This is a genomic window from Roseococcus microcysteis (assembly GCF_014764365.1).
Taxonomy (GTDB): Bacteria; Pseudomonadota; Alphaproteobacteria; order Acetobacterales; family Acetobacteraceae; genus Roseococcus; species Roseococcus microcysteis.
In genome coordinates this window covers 948,362-964,131 of record NZ_CP061718.1, presented here as the reverse complement: position 1 = coordinate 964,131, position 15,770 = coordinate 948,362, and the positions used below count along the sequence as shown (strand labels likewise).

17 protein-coding genes are annotated in these 15,770 nt (G+C 70.6%); 9 read left to right on the top strand and 8 right to left on the bottom strand.

Annotation, left to right across the window (positions count from 1 at the left end; translation table 11 throughout):
• Positions 1 to 2: 2 nt before the first annotated feature.
• From ICW72_RS04510 to ICW72_RS04475, 8 genes are all read left to right on the top strand, one after another.
• The gene (locus tag ICW72_RS04510; RefSeq protein WP_191085134.1) at positions 3 to 959 is read left to right on the top strand and encodes a TonB-dependent receptor plug domain-containing protein; all 957 of its coding nucleotides are present in this window, start codon (positions 3 to 5) and stop codon (positions 957 to 959) included.
• Positions 956 to 2,053, top strand: a complete 1,098-nt coding sequence (locus ICW72_RS04505; RefSeq protein WP_191085133.1) for a TonB-dependent receptor — start codon at positions 956 to 958, stop codon at positions 2,051 to 2,053. Before ICW72_RS04510 ends, ICW72_RS04505 begins: the two co-directional genes overlap by 4 nt.
• 21 nt (positions 2,054 to 2,074) lie before the next feature.
• The gene (locus ICW72_RS04500; RefSeq protein WP_191085132.1) at positions 2,075 to 2,572 is read left to right on the top strand and encodes a YcnI family protein; all 498 of its coding nucleotides are present in this window, start codon (positions 2,075 to 2,077) and stop codon (positions 2,570 to 2,572) included.
• Positions 2,569 to 2,913 carry a hypothetical protein gene (locus tag ICW72_RS04495; protein WP_191085131.1) on the top strand — a complete coding sequence of 115 codons (345 nt, stop codon included), beginning with the start codon at positions 2,569 to 2,571 and terminating at the stop codon, positions 2,911 to 2,913. The genes ICW72_RS04500 and ICW72_RS04495 overlap by 4 nt, the downstream gene beginning before the upstream one ends.
• Positions 2,910 to 3,407 (top strand): copper chaperone PCu(A)C, encoded by a 498-nt coding sequence (locus ICW72_RS04490; protein WP_191085130.1) that lies wholly within the window; start codon positions 2,910 to 2,912, stop codon positions 3,405 to 3,407. The genes ICW72_RS04495 and ICW72_RS04490 overlap by 4 nt, the downstream gene beginning before the upstream one ends.
• A gap of 218 nt (positions 3,408 to 3,625) precedes the next feature.
• Complete coding sequence (locus ICW72_RS04485; RefSeq protein ID WP_456300177.1) at positions 3,626 to 4,315, top strand: NAD-dependent deacylase; 690 nt, start codon at positions 3,626 to 3,628, stop codon at positions 4,313 to 4,315.
• The gene (locus ICW72_RS04480; RefSeq protein WP_191085128.1) at positions 4,312 to 5,052 is read left to right on the top strand and encodes a trypsin-like serine peptidase; all 741 of its coding nucleotides are present in this window, start codon (positions 4,312 to 4,314) and stop codon (positions 5,050 to 5,052) included. Before ICW72_RS04485 ends, ICW72_RS04480 begins: the two co-directional genes overlap by 4 nt.
• 31 nt (positions 5,053 to 5,083) lie before the next feature.
• Positions 5,084 to 5,551, top strand: coding sequence for an MOSC domain-containing protein (locus ICW72_RS04475; protein ID WP_191085127.1), 468 nt, complete (start codon positions 5,084 to 5,086; stop codon positions 5,549 to 5,551).
• On the opposite strand, the gene ICW72_RS04470 is transcribed toward ICW72_RS04475, so the two are convergent.
• From ICW72_RS04470 to miaA, 5 genes are all read right to left on the bottom strand, one after another.
• Complete coding sequence (locus ICW72_RS04470; RefSeq protein ID WP_191085126.1) at positions 5,517 to 6,323, bottom strand: alpha/beta hydrolase; 807 nt, start codon at positions 6,321 to 6,323, stop codon at positions 5,517 to 5,519. The genes ICW72_RS04475 and ICW72_RS04470 overlap by 35 nt on opposite strands.
• Positions 6,324 to 6,352: 29 nt before the next feature.
• Positions 6,353 to 7,369 (bottom strand): ketol-acid reductoisomerase, encoded by a 1,017-nt coding sequence (gene ilvC / locus ICW72_RS04465; protein ID WP_191085125.1) that lies wholly within the window; start codon positions 7,367 to 7,369, stop codon positions 6,353 to 6,355.
• 39 nt (positions 7,370 to 7,408) lie between these two features.
• On the bottom strand, positions 7,409 to 7,924 hold the full coding sequence (gene ilvN / locus ICW72_RS04460) for an acetolactate synthase small subunit (protein WP_191085124.1): 516 nt from the start codon (positions 7,922 to 7,924) through the stop codon (positions 7,409 to 7,411).
• A 157-nt stretch (positions 7,925 to 8,081) separates the two neighbouring features.
• Complete coding sequence (locus tag ICW72_RS04455) at positions 8,082 to 9,896, bottom strand: acetolactate synthase 3 large subunit (protein ID WP_191085123.1); 1,815 nt, start codon at positions 9,894 to 9,896, stop codon at positions 8,082 to 8,084.
• A 34-nt stretch (positions 9,897 to 9,930) separates the two neighbouring features.
• Positions 9,931 to 10,887, bottom strand: coding sequence for a tRNA (adenosine(37)-N6)-dimethylallyltransferase MiaA (miaA, locus tag ICW72_RS04450; RefSeq protein ID WP_191085122.1), 957 nt, complete (start codon positions 10,885 to 10,887; stop codon positions 9,931 to 9,933).
• A gap of 29 nt (positions 10,888 to 10,916) precedes the next feature.
• Between miaA and serB the strand changes: the two genes are divergently transcribed.
• Positions 10,917 to 11,810 carry a phosphoserine phosphatase SerB gene (gene serB, locus ICW72_RS04445; protein ID WP_191085121.1) on the top strand — a complete coding sequence of 298 codons (894 nt, stop codon included), beginning with the start codon at positions 10,917 to 10,919 and terminating at the stop codon, positions 11,808 to 11,810.
• 41 nt (positions 11,811 to 11,851) lie between these two features.
• Here the strand turns inward: serB and ICW72_RS04440 are convergent, their stop codons facing one another.
• From ICW72_RS04440 to ICW72_RS04430, 3 genes are all read right to left on the bottom strand, one after another.
• Complete coding sequence (locus ICW72_RS04440) at positions 11,852 to 12,049, bottom strand: hypothetical protein (RefSeq protein WP_191085120.1); 198 nt, start codon at positions 12,047 to 12,049, stop codon at positions 11,852 to 11,854.
• 99 nt (positions 12,050 to 12,148) lie between these two features.
• Positions 12,149 to 13,546 carry an amidase gene (locus ICW72_RS04435; protein WP_223880819.1) on the bottom strand — a complete coding sequence of 466 codons (1,398 nt, stop codon included), beginning with the start codon at positions 13,544 to 13,546 and terminating at the stop codon, positions 12,149 to 12,151.
• Positions 13,547 to 13,583: 37 nt separating this feature from the next.
• Positions 13,584 to 15,722, bottom strand: a complete 2,139-nt coding sequence (locus ICW72_RS04430) for a malate synthase G (protein WP_191085119.1) — start codon at positions 15,720 to 15,722, stop codon at positions 13,584 to 13,586.
• Between the last annotated feature and the right edge of the window lie 48 nt (positions 15,723 to 15,770).

Sequence of the window (15,770 nt, the reverse complement as noted above, 5' to 3'; positions counted from 1 at the left end):
CCATGTCTGCTTCGTCGCGCGCCTGCTGGGCCGCACCGCTTCTCGTGCTCGCCGCGCCCGCCTGGGCGCAGGCCCCCGCCGAAATCCCCTCCGTGCTGGTGACGGCCCCGGCACCCTCGCTCACCGTGCCGAGCAATGAGCAGGCGCGGGTGCGGGCCTGGCTCAGCCCGGGCAACAACACCGTGGTCCCGGCCAGCGATTTCCAGGACCGCGCCGGCGCCACCACCCTGCGCGACGTGCTGGAATTCGTCCCCGGCGTCTTCACACAGCCCAAATGGGGCGAGGATTCGCGCCTCTCCATCCGGGGCTCCGGCGTCGCGCGCGGCTTCCACCTGCGGGGGGTGCGCCTCTATCAGGATGGCATCCCGGTGAACCAGGCCGATGGCAGTGGCGACTTCCAGGAGCTGGACCCGCTGACCTTCCAGCGCGTCGAGGTCTTTCGCGGCGGCAATGCCTTCGCGCTGGGCGCCAACACCCTGGGCGGCGCCATCAACTTCGTGACGCCGACGGGGCGCGACCGGCAGGGCTCCATGGTCCGGCTGGAGGCGGGCAGCTTCGGCCTCTTCCGCGGGCAATTGGCCCATGGGGTGGTGTCCGGGCCCTTCGACGGCGCCATCAGCATCACGGGCGCGCGGCAGGATGGCTACCGGCGCCACAGCGGCGGCGACAGCGCCCGGGTGAACATGAACCTGGGCTGGCGCGTGAATGACGACATCGAGACGCGGCTCTTCTTCACCTACAATTCCATCCGGCAGGACATCCCGGGCTCGCTGACGCGCGCCGCGGCCCTGTCCAACCCGCGCCAAGCGGCGGCGGCCAATCTGGCCCTGCGCTACGCCCGCAACATCGAGAGCCTGCGGATCGGCTCCCGCACCGCCGTGCGGCTGGGCGAGGGGGGCTGCTGGAATTCGGCGGCAGCTACGTCCATCGGCGCCTGGATCACCCGATCTTCCAGGTGATCGACAACCGCAATGACGACGTGAACCTCTTCGCGCGCGTCACGCTGGACGGACGGCTGGGTGGGCTTCGCAACCGTGTGGTCATGGGCGTGAACGCGGCCATGGGCGATGTGGACAACCGCCGCTTCGTCAACCTTTCCGGGCGGCGTGGGGCGCTGACCTTCTCGGCGCGGGAGACGGCCACCACCCTCGACGCCTATGTCGAGAACAGCCTTTATGTGCTGGACAACCTGGCGCTGGTCACCGGCATCTCGGGCGGGCAGGCGCGGCGCGAAAGTTCCAACCGCCTGAACCCCGCGCTGAGCGGGTCCGGCGACTGGTCCTTCGCCAATCCGCGCCTGGGCGTGATGTGGCAGGCGACGCCGGGGCTGCAGGCCTATGGCAACGTGACCTGGTCCACCGAGCCGCCGACGCTGTCGGACCTCGTCTCGCTGGTGCCGTTGGGCGGCTTCCAACTGCTGAAACCCCAGCGCGCCACCACCATCGAACTCGGCGTGCGGGGCGAGGTGGGCCCGGTCAACATCGAGGCCGCCATCTGGCACGCTTGGCTGCGCAACGAGATCCAGCTCTTCCAGGGCCCCACGGCCGGGTCGAGCTTCGCGCTGAACGCCGGCCGCACCCTGCACCAGGGCGCGGAGCTGGCCGCCACCTGGCGCGCGGCGCAAAGCCTGGTCACGGCGCAGGACAGCGTCGTGCTGCGCGGCGCCTACAGCTTCAGCGATTTCCGCTTCGACGGCGACCCGACCTACCGCGACAACCGCCTGCCCGGCGTGCCCCGCCACGTGCTGCGGGCCGAGGCGCGCTACAACCACCCCGCCGGCTGGTGGGTGGCGCCCAATCTGGACTACGTGCCGGAGGGCCTCTTCGTGGACAACGCCAACACCACGCGCACCAACAGCTACACGCTGATGGGCCTGCGCGCGGGCTTCGAACTGCCCGAGCGCGGCATCTCCGTCTTCGTCGAGGGGCGCAACCTGCTGGACCGCCGCTACATCAGCTCGGCCTCGGTCACGCCGGTGGCGACGGCCAGCTCCGCCCTGTTCGAACCCGGCTTCGGCCGCGCCGTCTTCGCCGGCACCACCTTCCGCTTCTGACCCGCAGGAGAGCGACACATCATGCGCAAGCTTCTCGCCCTGCTCCTGCTGGCCAGCGCGCCGGCCGGGGCCCATGTCACCATTGATCCGCCGGAGGCCGCCCCCAACAGCTTCCAGCGCATCGCCTTCCGCGTGCCGCATGGCTGCGCGGGGCAGCCCACCACGGCCATCGAGGTGACGCTGCCGGAGGGCATCACCTCCGCCCGCCCCAGCCCCAAGCCGGGCTGGGAGCTGACGGTGCGGATGCGCCCGCTGGAACGGCCCGTCTCCGGCGGGCATGGGCTGGTGCGCGAGGCGCCCAGCTTCATCGCCTGGAGCGGCGGCAACCTGCCCGACCCCTTCTTCGAGGAGTTCGTGATGATGATCCGCACCCCCAACCGCCCGGGCGAGACGCTGCTCTTCCCCGTGGCGCAGCTTTGCGCGGGTGGCGCGCGGCATGATTGGGTGGAGGTGGCGACGGCCGGCCAGGCCCGTCCGCGCAGCCCCGCGCCGACCCTGCGCCTGGGGGCCGCGCCATGAAGGGCGCGCTGCTGGCCCTGGGGCTGATCGCCGCCCCCATCGCCGTTTGGGCCTGCGACCCGGAGGAGATGGAGCGCGCCATGACCGAGATCTGCCAGGCCGCGGCCGAGGGGGCGGAGGTGGCCATCGCCGCCGCCCTCCCGCGCGCCACGGCGGAGGAGGCGGCGACGCTCGAAGCCGGCCTCGCCACGCTGCGCCGCGGCTGCATTGAGGGCGACCCGGTGGTCGCCGTGCGCCAGGCGCCGGCGCTGGCGCGCATCGCGGGCCGCATCGAGGCGCGGCCGGCCCAGGCCGCCCGCCACATCCTAACCCCTGCCCCGCAAGAGGAGCCTTCGACATGATCCATCGCCGCATCCTTCTCGGCGCCCTGCCGCTGCTGCCCGTGGCGGCGCAGGCCCATCACCACCAGGGCCATGCCCAGCCCGTGCAGCACCAGCACGGCGCCACCAGCCTTGGCCCGCTGCGGATCGAGGCGCCCTGGACGCGCGCCGCGCTGGAAGGCCGCCAGGGGGCGGGCTTCATGACCATCCGCAACACCGGCGCGGCGGCGGATCGGCTGGTTTCCGCCACCTCGCCCGTCGCGGGGCGGGTGGAGCTGCACACCCATATCCGCGACGGCGACGTGATGCGGATGCGCCCCGTGCAGGACATCCCGGTGCCGGCGGGCGGCAGCGCGACCCTCGCGCCGGGCGGGCTGCACCTGATGTTCATGGGGCTGAACCGCGCGCTGGTGGCGGGCGAGACCATTCCCGTGACCCTGCGCTTCGCCGAGGCGGGCGAGGTGACCGTGCAGCTTCGCGTCCAGGCGGCGGGTGCGCGCGGGCACGGCCACTGAGGCTTGGCCGCACGCGCCCCGATGACCGAAGGGCCTCCTGGCCCGGAGGTCTGAATCGGGCCGCGCGACATGTGTCCCGATGACCGGAGGGCCATCTGGCCCGGAGGTCTGAATCGGGCCGCGCCACAAGCGCCCCGATGACCGAAGGGCCGTCCGGCCCGAAGGTCTGAATCGGGTCGCGCCAGACACGCGGCCCGAATGGGTGCAGGATGGCGGGCATGAACCTTGTCATCCTCACCGGGGCCGGGATTTCGGCCGAAAGCGGGCTCGCCACCTTCCGCGACCTGGGCGGCATCTGGTCCCAGGTGCGGCTGGAGGAGGTGGCGACGCCCGAAGCCTTCGCCGCGGACCCAGGACGCGTGCAGGGCTTCTACAATGCGCGCCGCGCGCAGCTTCGCACCGTCGCGCCGAACCCCGCCCATGCGGCCCTGGCCCGGCTGGATGCCGCCTGGGACCGGGGCGATTTCCTGCTGGTCACGCAGAACGTGGATGACCTGCACGAACGTGCCGGCAGTCGCCGCCTGCACCACATGCATGGCGAGCTGCGCCGCGCCCGCTGCCTGGAATGCCGAGCGGACAGCCCCTGGCAGGACGACATCACGCTGGCCAGCGCCTGCCCCGCCTGCGGCGCCATGGGCCGGCTGCGGCCGCATGTGGTGTGGTTCGGTGAAGTGCCGCTGGGGATGGAGCGCATCGAGGCGGCGCTGGAGGCGTGCGACATGCTCGTCTCCATCGGCACCTCGGGCCGGGTCTGGCCGGCGGCGGGCTTCGCGGCCGCCGTGCGCGGGCGGGCGCGTACGCTGGAAATCAACCTGGAAGCTTCCGACGGCACCTCCATCTTCCACGAGACACGCCATGGCCCCGCCGGGCGCCTCGTGCCGGAATGGGTGGAGGAGATGTTGCGATGACGCGGACCGCCCTCGCGCTGCTGGCCTTGCTGCTGGCCCCTCCGGCCTTCGCCCAGACGAAATCCCCCGCGCCGCCGGGCGGCGTGCCCCAGGCCGTGCCGCTGCCGGGCATCGGCAGCTTCGACCCGCGCGCGCCGGTCTCGATGGGCGAGGCGCCCTGGACCTCCATCGGCGTGGTGCAGACCCAAGGGGGCGGGCGCTGCACCGGCACGCTGATCGCGCCCGACCGGGTGCTGACCGCCGCCCATTGCCTGCTGCTGGTCCGCACCGGTGACTTCACCCATCCTCGCGGGGTGAGCTTCCTGCTGGGCTATGAGCGCGGGCGTTTCCGCGCGCGCGGCGCCGTCATCGGCTACCAGACCGGCCCCGGCTATGACCCCGCGCTGCGCGGGCCGGGGCGGGAGGATTGGGCCATCCTGACGCTGGCCCAGCCCATCCGGGGCGTGGCCCTTCCGCTGCTGGACCGGCCCGCCGCCCCGCGCACACCGCTGGTGCTGGGCGGCTACCAGCAGGACCAGCCGGAGATGATCCTGGCCGACACCGGCTGCCGGCTGCTCGACCTGCGGGGCGGGCTGCTGCTGCATGATTGCGCGGGCACGCGCGGCGCCTCGGGCGCGCCGCTGCTGGTGCGGCAGGGGGCTGGCTGGGCGGTGGCGGGCATCGCCTCGCGCGTCGCGGCCGACATGGCGCTGGGGCAGGCGGTGGCGGTGGAGATGGTGCGGCCGGCCCTGCCTTGACCGCACGCGGCGGGGCGCACAGCCTGCGCGCATGACATGGTCCGGCACCCTTCTGCACATCCACACCACCCCGCGCGGTGGCGCCCCCATGGAGGCGCGGCCCGAGGCGCGGCTGCTGGAGGGCCAGGGGATCGAGGGCGACCGCTATCTGCTCGGCACCGGCACCTATAGCCCCAAGCCGCAGCGCGAACGCCAGGTGACGCTGATCGAGGTGGAGACGCTGGAGGCCCTGGCCCGCGACCACGCGCTGGAACTGGCGCCGCATGAGCATCGCCGGAACCTGACGGTGCGGGGCGTCCCGCTGAACCACCTGGTCGGCCGGCGCTTCCGGGTGGGGGAGGCGGTGCTGGAGGGCATCCGGCTGAACGTGCCCTGCCAGTATCTGGACGACCTGCTGGGGCGGCGGCTGTTCAAGCCGCTGACCAACCGTTCGGGGCTGAACTGCATCATTGTGCGGGGCGGTGTCATCCGGCCGGGGGATGCCCTCGCACCGATGTGAGGAAGCGGCCGAGCTCGGCCACCACCTCGGGCTCGCCCAATCGCAGCCAGCGCGAGGCGGGCGCGAAGCCCGCCATGATGTCAATATGGGAGAGGCGCGGCCACACCACATGCCGCACCGGCACGCCGGCCGCGCGCGCCCGTTCGGCCAGGATTTCGGAATGGTAGGGGCCCACCGTGGTGTCGCGCCCGCCGTGCAGCAGCAGCATGGGGGCCGCCCCCGTCAGCGGCGCGGGCGCGGCCTGGATGCGCTCCAGCCCCGCGAAGATGGCAGGCGGCGTCACCTCATGCGCGCCGAACTCATAAGGGCCGGAGATGCCGATGAGGCCTGACACCAGCGACCGCACGCCCCAGCGCGGATCGAGCGCCACGGCGGCCGCGTTGAACGCGCCGGCCGAATGGCCCATCACCACCAGGGGCCGGTCTTGTGGGGCCAGGAAGCGCAGCGCCAGCGCCGCATCCTCCACGAAAGAAGGGTAGGCGGCCTCGGGCCAGAGCCTGTAGTCCGCGACCGCCGCGACGGCACCGAGCCGGGCGAGCGTGATTCCCACGAAGCCATACTCCGCGCGTTGGCCCGAGACCCAGGCGCCCCCGGGGAGGAAAAGTACGAGAGGCGCGTCGGAGGACAGTCCCTCGGGCGTGTAGAGATCGAGGCGCTGGCGGGGCAGGGGGCCGTAGGCCAGCCCCTGCTCGCGCCGCACGCCCTCGCTCGGCGTGAGCCAACTCGCAAGGCGGGCGGGTGAGCAGGCGGCGAGGCCAAACAACCCCGCCACCGCGACCGCCCGCCGCCCCGCGACCAGGCTCAGTTCTTCGCCTTGTCCACCAGGGCGCCCTTCTTGATCCAGGGCATCATGCCACGCAGCTTCTCGCCCACTTCCTCGATGGAGTGTTCGGCGAGGCGGCGGCGGGTGGCCTTGAAACTGGCCTGGTTCACCTTGTTCTCCAGCATCCAGTCGCGCGCGAACTTGCCCGACTGGATGTCGTCCAGCACGCGCTTCATCTCGGCCTTGGTCTCGGCGGTGATGATGCGGGGGCCGGTGACGTACTCACCGTACTCCGCGGTATTGGAGATCGAGTAGTTCATGTTCGCGATGCCGCCCTCGTAGATCAGGTCCACGATGAGCTTCACCTCGTGCAGGCACTCGAAATAGGCCATCTCGGGGGCGTAGCCGGCCTCGACCAGCGTCTCGTAGCCGCCCTTGATGAGTTCCACGAGGCCGCCGCAAAGCACCACCTGCTCACCGAACAGGTCGGTCTCGCACTCTTCCTTGAAGGTGGTCTCGATCACGCCCGAACGCCCGCCGCCGATGGCGCTGGCGTAGGAGAGCGCGATTTCCAGCGCATTGCCCGAGGGGTTCTGCGCCACGGCCACGAGGCAGGGCACGCCGCCGCCCTTCTGGTATTCGCTGCGCACCGTGTGGCCGGGGCCCTTGGGCGCGATCATGAACACGTCGAGATCGGCGCGCGGGTCGAGCAGGTTGAAGTGCACGTTCAGGCCATGCGCGAAGGCGATGGCGGCACCGGGCTTCAGGTTGTCGTGCAGGTGGTCGCGGTAGAGGTCGCCCTGGCCCTCATCCGGCGTCAGGATCATGACGATGTCGGCCCACTTCGCGGCATCGGCCGGCGACATGACCTTGAAGCCCGCGGCTTCGGCCTTCTTCGCGGAACCGCCCGGGCGCAGCCCGATGACGACGTCGGTGACACCGCTGTCGCGCATGTTCATGGCATGGGCATGGCCCTGGGAGCCGAAGCCGATCACGGCGACCTTCTTCGCCTTGATCAGGTTCACATCGGCATCACGGTCGTAATAGACGCGCATCTCTCGCGCACTCCTGTGGTTATAGTCTTGAACTGGACGTCACAGCGCCATCTGCCGCGTGCCGCGGGCGATGGCAACCGCCCCGGTCCGGCAAATCTCGGCTAAGCCTAGCGGGCGCATCAGCGCGCAGAAGGCATCTATCTTCTCGGCATTGCCGGTCATCTCGAAGACGAAACTTTCCGTGGTCGCGTCCACCACGCGGGCACGGAAGGCGTCCGCCAGCCGCAGCGCCTCCACACGATGATCCCCGGTGCCGACAACCTTGATCAGCGCCAACTCCCGCACGAGGTGCGGCCCCTCCACCGTCAGATCCGCCACCTTGTGCACGGGCACGAGGCGATCCAGCTGCGCTTTGATCTGCTCGATCACCATCTCCGTGCCCGAGGTCACGACGGTGATGCGCGACAGCCGCCCCGCCTCATCCACCGGCGCCACGGTCAGGCTGTCAATGTTGTAGCCACGGCCCGAAAACAGGCCGATCACGCGGGCCAGCACGCCCGCCTCGTTTTCCACCAGCACGGCGATCGTCGCCGTGCGCGTATCCATTGCCGACATTTTTTTCAGTCATCCAAGGCGGAAGTAATGGGGAAGGGCGCATCCTCGGCGAATGCGGCCGCGAAGCGGACGCCGCGCCCAGACCTACCGTTTGGCACGTGCACCAATGATGGCGCGAAGCCAAGCGGCCGGAGGCCGCGCCCGGCGTCTGAGGGCATCAAACAAGGACCTTGCCCTCATCCGTCACGCTGGCCGCGTTCTTCTCCTGGTCCGGGCCCAGGATCATCTCGTTATGGGCGGCGCCGGACGGGATCATCGGGAAGCAGTTCTCCTTCTGGTCCACACAGATGTCCGCAATGACGGGGCCCGGATGGGCGATCATCTCGCGGATCACGTCATCCAGCTCGCCTAGCTTCGTGGCCCGCAGCCCGCGCGCGTGGAAGCTTTCCGCCAGCTTCACGAAATCGGGCAGGGAGGCGCTGTAGCTCTCCGAATAGCGCCCGCCATGCAGCAGTTCCTGCCACTGGCGCACCATGCCCATGTACTCGTTGTTCAGGATGAACACCTTCACCGGCAGGCGATACTGCGCGAGCGTGCCCATCTCCTGGATGTTCATCAGGATGGACGCCTCGCCCGCGATGTCGATGCACAGCGCGTCGGGGTGGGCGATCTGCACGCCCATCGCCGCCGGCAGCCCGTAGCCCATGGTGCCGAGGCCACCGCTCGTCATCCAGCGGTTGGGCTTGTCGAAGCCGAAATACTGCGCGGCCCACATCTGGTGCTGGCCCACCTCGGTGGAGATGAAGGTTTCGCGCCCCAGCTCCTGCGTGATCTCGTAGAGGCGCTTCACCGCGTGCTGCGGCTTGATGATGGCGCCGGGCTCGGGCGCCTGGGTGTAGGCGAGGCAGTTGATGGACCGCCAGCCGTCAATCTTCCGCCACCAGCCGAGCTGGGCGTCCTTCGCGATGGGCGTGTCATCGCTCTTCCACGCCTCGATCATCGCGGCCAGCACCTGGCCGGCATCGCCCAGGATGGCGACGTCCACCTTCACATTCTTGTTGATGGAGGAGGGGTCGATGTCTGCATGGATCTTCTTCGAGCCCACGCTGAACTTGTCCAGCCGCCCGGTGATGCGGTCGTCGAAGCGCGCGCCGATGTTGAACATCACGTCGCAGCCATGCATGGCGAGGTTCGCCTCATAGGTGCCGTGCATGCCCAGCATCCCCACGAATTGCGGATCGCTGGCCGGATAGGCGCCGAGGCCCATCAGCGTGTTGGTGCAGGGCATGCCCGTCAGGCGCACGAACTCCGTCAGCAGGCGCGACGCCTCGGGCCCGGAATTGATGACACCACCGCCCGCATAGATGATGGGCCGCTCGGACCGCTTCAGCAGTCGCACCGCCTCCAGGATCGCGTCGCGGTTGGGCGAGGTCACGGGGCGGTAGGAGCGGTGGGGCGCCTCAGCCTTGGGCGCGTCCACATAGGGTGCCGGCTTGATCAGGATGTCCTTCGGCAGGTCAATCACCACCGGGCCAGGCCGGCCGGACTTCGCCACATAGAAGGCGTCATGCATCACGCGGGCCAGGTCCTCGCTGCGCTTCACCAGGTAGTTGTGCTTGGTGGCGGGGCGGGTGATGCCGGTGGTGTCGGCCTCCTGGAAGGCGTCATTGCCGATGAGGTGCGTGGGCACCTGGCCCGTCAGGCAGACCACCGGGATGCTGTCCATCAGCGCATCCACCAGCCCCGTCACGGCATTGGTGGCGCCGGGGCCGGATGTGACAAGCACCACGCCCACCTTGCCGGTGGAGCGCGCATAGCCCTCGGCCGCGTGGACGGCGGCCTGCTCGTGCCGCACCAGGATGTGGCGGATGTGGTTCTGCTGGAACAGCGCGTCATAGATCGGCAGCACGGCGCCGCCGGGATAGCCGAAGATGACGTCCACGCCCTGGTCCTTCAGCGCGCGCAGGACGACCTCGGCGCCCGACAGATGGTCGGTGGCGGCGGGGGCGGTGGGCATGGCGGTGGCGGACATGGCGAGGTTCCGGAAATGTGCGACTGCGAAGGGCTTACGGGGGTGGGACGGCCCCGTCAACACCCTCACGAAGAAATGCGAAGATTTTTGCCCGTTCACATTCTGAAAATTGCGCTAGAGCCGCGAAACGCGCATTGATCCTATGCGCGTGCCGCACGGCCACCAGCGGCTGATGGCGGAACCAAGTGGCCTGGCGCCGTGTATAGGCGCCGGTGTTGGCGATGGCGCGGCGGCTCGCCTCCGCTTCCGTGATCTCGCCGCGCAGCAGCGCCGCCAGTTCCGGCACGCCATGGGCGCGCATGGCGGGCAGGGCGGGGTCGAGGCCCTGGGCCAGCAGCGCCGCGACCTCCTCGCGCGCGCCGCCCGCCAGCATCGCGTCCCAGCGTGCCGCTATGGCTGCGCGCAACGCCTCGCGCGGTGGGTCGAGCAGGATGGCGCGAAAGGCATAGGGCGCGGGCGGCAGCAGGGGGGCCGCGCGCTGCCAATGCGCCAGGCTCTGGCCCGTGCTGAGCCAAACCTCATGCGCGCGGGCGATGCGCTGGCTGTCGGAGGGGCGGATGGCCGCGGCATCCTCGGCGTTGAGCCGCGCGTGCAGCGCCTCCGGCCCTAGCTCCGCCAGAAGAGCGCGCGCCTCGGCGCGGGCGGCCGGCGTCACGTCGGGCAGGGCCGAAAGGCCCTGGGTCAACGCGCGCAGATACATCCCCGTGCCGCCGCAGAGGATGGGCAAGCTTGCCCCTTCCATCGCCTCCAGCGCCGCCGCCCGCCACCAGGCCACGCTGCCCGCCACGGCGGCCGGCAGCACGCCATAGAGGGCATGCGGCACGCGGGCCTCCTCCTCCGGCGTGGGCCGGGCGGTCAGCACGCGAAGCTCGCGATAGCATTGCATGGCGTCGGCGTTGATGACGGTGCCGCCCAGCCGCCCGGCCAGTTCCAGCGCCAGGGCCGATTTCCCGCTGCACGTCGGCCCGGCGATGATGAGGGCTTGGCGCATCACGCCGCACCCGGCATGGTCCGCCCGCCATGCCCCATATGCTGACCCTGATCGCCGCCCCCGGCACGCTGACCCCTGACCATCTGCGCGCCGCCCGCGCCGCCCTTTCGGCGCTGGGCGCCGACCTGGACGCGGCCGAATGGCTGTCGGAGGCCGAGGCGGTGGACCAGCCCTTCACGGCCCTCGCCGCCGAGCAGGCGGAGGCCGCGGTGCGCGCCGCGCTGGGCGATGCGCCGCTGGACCTCATCGCCCAGCCCCGCGACGGTCGTCGCAAGAAGCTGCTGCTGGCCGACATGGACAGCACCATCGTCACCAGCGAGACGCTTGACGAGATCGCGGCCTTCGCGGGCCTCAAGGAGCAGATCGCGGAGATCACCCGCCGCTCCATGAATGGGGAGCTGGATTTCGCCCAGGCGCTGACCGCGCGCGTGGCCATGCTGCGCGGCCTCGATGACAGCGCGTTGGAGGCCACCTGGAAGGCCACGGAACTCACGCCCGGCGCGGCGGAGCTGGTCGGCACCATGCGCGCGAACGGCGCCCACACCGCGCTGGTCTCGGGCGGCTTCACCTTCTTCACCGCGCGTGTGGCGGAACTCGTGGGCTTTCATGAGCACCATGCCAATACGCTGCTGGTCGAGGAGGGCAAGCTGACCGGCGCGGTGGGCCAGCCCATCCTGGACCGCGACGCCAAGCTCGCCACGCTGAAGCGCCTGGCCGCGCAGCTCGGCGTGCCGCTGACCGAGGCCGCGACGGTGGGCGATGGCGCCAATGACCTGGCCATGATCCAGGCGGCGGGGCTGGGGGTGGCTTTCCGCGCCAAGCCCGTGGTGGCGGCCGCGGCGCGCCACCGGCTGGAACATGCGGATTTGCGGGGGCTGCTGTTCGCCCAGGGCTATCGCGCGGCGGAATTCCGCCGGGCCTGAGCCCGAAGGCTATTCCGCGACCCCCTCCCTGGCGCCGCGGATTACTCCGCGGCGACGCGCGGAACGGGCAAGGGCAGGATGGTCGCGTCGGTGAAGGCGCGGGGTTCGTCGCGCATGTCGAAGATGTCGGTGGTCTCGACGGGCAGCGCCAGCACGAAGGGGTGCGGGGCCTCGCGCCGTGCGGGGCCGGCGGAGATCTGGCGGCGACGTGCCAGGATCAGGGGCTTCAGAACACGCATGGTTCCCTCCACTCCGGCCCTCGCGGCGGTTCGGGTTGCCCCCGTTCCGCCACGGCGCCGCCTTGACTGTGGCGGGGTCAAAGCATCTTTGCGCTTTGGTTACAAGGCCGGTGCGCTGGGAACCTGCAATGCGATTTCCAGGGAACGCGCGGCGCGGAAGCACAGATCGTCGCGATACAGAGCCGCCGCCACCTGCACCGCGCGCGGCATGCCTTCGGAATCAAGGCCCACGGGCACGGAGATGGCCGGCTGGCGGGTCAGGTTGAAGGCGAAGGTCCAGGGCGCCCAGTCGCGCCACAGGGCGGTCTCGGGGTGCAGGGTGGGCTGGTCGGCGGCGAAGGCGGCGGTCGGAGTCGCGGCGGTCAGCACCAGGTCGAATCGCTGGTGGAAGCGCGCCATGGCATGCGCGGCCTCGATGCGCAGCGCGTCGGCGCCCAGGAAATCCACGGCCGACATGCGCGACTGGCGCTCGGCCACCTCCATGATCCCCGCATCGAGCAGCCCGCGCGATTCCTCCGGGATGGAGGCCACGAGTCGTGCCAGCGCCACGCCCCAGACGCGGCCGAAGATGGCGCGGGTGTCGGGAAGGGCGGGGTCCGCTTCCTCGACATGGGCGCCGGCGGCTTCCAGGGCACGGGCGGCCTGGAGCAACGCTTCCTCGCCCTCGGCGTCCAGCGGGGCCTCGAAGCCCAGGCGTCGGACGACGGCCACGCGCAGCCCGGCCACGCCGTCCTCGATGCCATCGCGCCAGTCGCGGTTGTCATCAGGCAGGCAGAAGGGGTCGCGCAGGTCGTGCCGCGCCATGGCGTTCATCATCAGCGCGGCATCGCGCACCGAGCGCGCCATGGGCCCGGCCACCGCCACATTGGCGAAGGCGCCGAGCGGCCATTGCGGCACGCGCCCGAAGCTGGGCTTCACGCCCACCACGCCGCAGAAGGCGGCCGGGATGCGGATGGAGCCGCCGGCATCGGTGCCGATGTGCAGCGGCCCGAAGCAGGCCGCGGCCGCGGCCCCCGCGCCGGAGGACGATCCGCCCGGCGTCCGCTCCCGGTTCCACGGGTTGCGGGTGATGCCGTGCAGCGGGCAGTCGCCCGGCGACTTCCAGCCGAATTCGGTGGTGGTGGTCTTGCCCAGGATGACCGCGCCGGCCGACTTCAGCCCGAGCACGGAGGGTGCGTCCTCGCTGGCCGGGGTGGCCTCGGTCGCGCGGCTACCGCGGCGGGTGGGGAAGCCCGCGAGGTTCAGCAGGTCCTTCACGGTGCAGGGCACGCCATCGAGCGGCCCCATGGGGCGGCCGGCGGCCCAGCGCGCCTCGCTCTCGCCCGCCTGGGCCAGGGCGCGGGGGTTCATCGCCGCGAAGGCGTTGACCCAGGGGTTCATGCGCGCCACCCGCTCCATCACGGCCTTCAGCGCCTCGACGGGCGAGAGGGCGCGGCGGGCGTAGAGGCCGAGCAGTTGCTCGGCCTCCATCAGGGCGGGGTCGGTGGGAGTGCTCACGCCGCCCCCGATCGCAGGCGTGAATCGGTGGCGGGAATCATGCCCCCTTCGCCACGCGACGGAACTTGGTCAGCAGGAATTCCGTGTAGCCATTGGGCTGCGCCGCGCCCTCCAGCACCAGGGCCAGCGCCGCCTGGAAGGCCGGTCCGTCGAAATTGGGCGCCATGGCCACATAGGCCCCATCGCTCGCATTCTGCTTGTCCACCACGCCGGCCATGCGCTTCATCGTTTCCACGACCATCGCTTCCGTCACGATGCCATGGCGCAGCCAGTTGGCGATGTGCTGGGCCGAGATGCGCAGTGTCGCGCGGTCCTCCATCAGGCCGACATTGTTGATGTCGGGGACCTTGGAGCAGCCCACGCCCTGGTCCACCCAGCGCACCACATAGCCCAGGATGCCCTGGGCGTTGTTGTCCAGCTCGGCCTGCAGGTCGGCCGGCGCCCAGTTGGTGTTGGTGGCGACGGGAACCGTCAGTAGGTCCGCAAGCTGGGCGCGGCGGCCGCCCTTCGCGATCTCCTCCTGGCGCGCGGCCACATCCACCTGGTGGTAGTGCAGGGCGTGCAGCGTGGCGGCGGTGGGCGAGGGCACCCAGGCCGTGTTCGCGCCCGCCTTCGGGTGGCCCACCTTCTGCTCCAGCATCGCGGCCATGGCATCGGGCATGGCCCACATGCCCTTGCCGATCTGCGCGCGGCCGCGCAGCCCGCACATCAGGCCGATATCCACATTCCAATCCTCATAGGCCTTGATCCAGGCCGTGCCCCGCATGTCGTTCTTGCGGATCATGGGGCCGGCTTCCATCGAGGTGTGGATCTCGTCGCCGGTGCGGTCGAGGAAGCCCGTGTTGATGAAGCACACGCGCTCGGAGGCCGCAGCGATGCAGGCCTTGAGGTTGACGGTGGTCCGGCGCTCCTCGTCCATGATGCCCATCTTCAGCGTGGCGTGCGGCAGGCCGAGCACCTTCTCGACACGGCCGAACAGCTCCACCGCCCAGGCCACTTCCTTGGGCCCGTGCATCTTCGGCTTCACGATGTAGACGGAGCCCGCGCGCGAATTCATGCGCTTGCCCTTGATGTCATGGATGGCGATGAGGCTCGTCACCATCGCGTCCAGGATGGTCTCGGCCGTCTCCGCGCCGTTCCAGGTGACGGCGTCGGTCATCATGTGGTGACCCACATTGCGGACCAGCATGACCGAGCGGCCAGGCAGCGTCAGCGTCGAGCCATCGGGCGCGGTGTAGACGCGGTCCTCGTTCAGGCGGCGCGTGATGGTCTTGCCGCCCTTCTCCAGATCGGCGCTCAGCGAGCCGTTCATCAGGCCGAGCCAGTTGCGGTAGACCGCGACCTTGTCCTCGGCGTCCACGGCGGCGACGCTGTCCTCGCAATCCTGGATGGTGGTCAGCGCCGATTCCAGGATGAGGTCCGCCACACCCGCCGCATCCTCCTTGCCGATGGGGTGGTTGCGGTTGATCACCAGCTCGGCGTGCAGCCCGTTGTGGCGGAACAGGATGGAGGAGGGCGAGGCGGCATCACCGGTGTAGCCCGCGAAGCGCTCCTTGAACTTCAGCACCGTGGCGCCGCCGCCCGAGAGCGTGACCGACAGCGCCCCGTCCTTCACCACATACTTCAGCGCCTCGGCATGGCCCGCGCCCAGCAGGGGCACCATGCTGTCCAGCGTCTTGCGCGCGAAGGTGATGACGCGCTGGCCGCGGGCGGGGTTGTAGCCGCCGCCGCGCGTGGCACCCTCGGTCTCCGGAATGGCGTCGGTGCCATAGAGCGCGTCATAGAGGCTGCCCCAGCGCGCATTGGCCGCGTTCAGCGCGTAGCGGGCGTTGGAGACCGGCACCACCAGCTGCGGGCCCGCGATGGCGCCCATCTCGGGGTCGGTGTTGGCGGTGGTCACCTGCACCTCGCCCGGCTCGGGCAGCAGGTAGCCGATCTCGCGCAGGAAGGCCTCATAGGCCGGCACGTCGATCGGGCGCGCGGGGTTGGCCTGGTGCCAGGCGTCGATCTTGGCCTGGAGCGCGTCACGCTCGGCCAGCAGCTCGGCGTTGCGGGGGCCGAGATCGGCCAGGATGGCGGCGAAGCCATCCCAGAAGGCCTCGGGGCTGACGCCGGTGCCGGGCAGGGCTTCGGTTTCCAGGAAGGTCTTCAGCACGGGGGCGACGTTCAGCGTCATTTCACTCTCCAGCAGCCGGGGTCATCATGGGCTTTAAGCAACATCTGC

Bases quoted from the DNA above. Each gene is read 5' to 3' on its own strand.
- ICW72_RS04480 (WP_191085128.1), top strand. From the start codon at position 4,312: ATGACGCGGACCGCCCTCGCGCTGCTGGCCTTGCTGCTGGCCCCTCCG.
- ilvN (WP_191085124.1), bottom strand. From the start codon at position 7,924: ATGTCGGCAATGGATACGCGCACGGCGACGATCGCCGTGCTGGTGGAA.
- ICW72_RS04455 (WP_191085123.1), bottom strand. From the start codon at position 9,896: ATGTCCGCCACCGCCATGCCCACCGCCCCCGCCGCCACCGACCATCTG.
- ICW72_RS04495 (WP_191085131.1), top strand. From the start codon at position 2,569: ATGAAGGGCGCGCTGCTGGCCCTGGGGCTGATCGCCGCCCCCATCGCC.
- ilvC (WP_191085125.1), bottom strand. From the start codon at position 7,369: ATGCGCGTCTATTACGACCGTGATGCCGATGTGAACCTGATCAAGGCG.
- ICW72_RS04485 (WP_456300177.1), top strand. From the start codon at position 3,626: ATGAACCTTGTCATCCTCACCGGGGCCGGGATTTCGGCCGAAAGCGGG.
- ICW72_RS04440 (WP_191085120.1), bottom strand. From the start codon at position 12,049: ATGCGTGTTCTGAAGCCCCTGATCCTGGCACGTCGCCGCCAGATCTCC.
- ICW72_RS04475 (WP_191085127.1), top strand. From the start codon at position 5,084: ATGACATGGTCCGGCACCCTTCTGCACATCCACACCACCCCGCGCGGT.
- ICW72_RS04500 (WP_191085132.1), top strand. From the start codon at position 2,075: ATGCGCAAGCTTCTCGCCCTGCTCCTGCTGGCCAGCGCGCCGGCCGGG.
- ICW72_RS04510 (WP_191085134.1), top strand. From the start codon at position 3: ATGTCTGCTTCGTCGCGCGCCTGCTGGGCCGCACCGCTTCTCGTGCTC.
- miaA (WP_191085122.1), bottom strand. From the start codon at position 10,887: ATGCGCCAAGCCCTCATCATCGCCGGGCCGACGTGCAGCGGGAAATCG.
- ICW72_RS04490 (WP_191085130.1), top strand. From the start codon at position 2,910: ATGATCCATCGCCGCATCCTTCTCGGCGCCCTGCCGCTGCTGCCCGTG.
- ICW72_RS04430 (WP_191085119.1), bottom strand. From the start codon at position 15,722: ATGACGCTGAACGTCGCCCCCGTGCTGAAGACCTTCCTGGAAACCGAA.
- serB (WP_191085121.1), top strand. From the start codon at position 10,917: ATGCCCCATATGCTGACCCTGATCGCCGCCCCCGGCACGCTGACCCCT.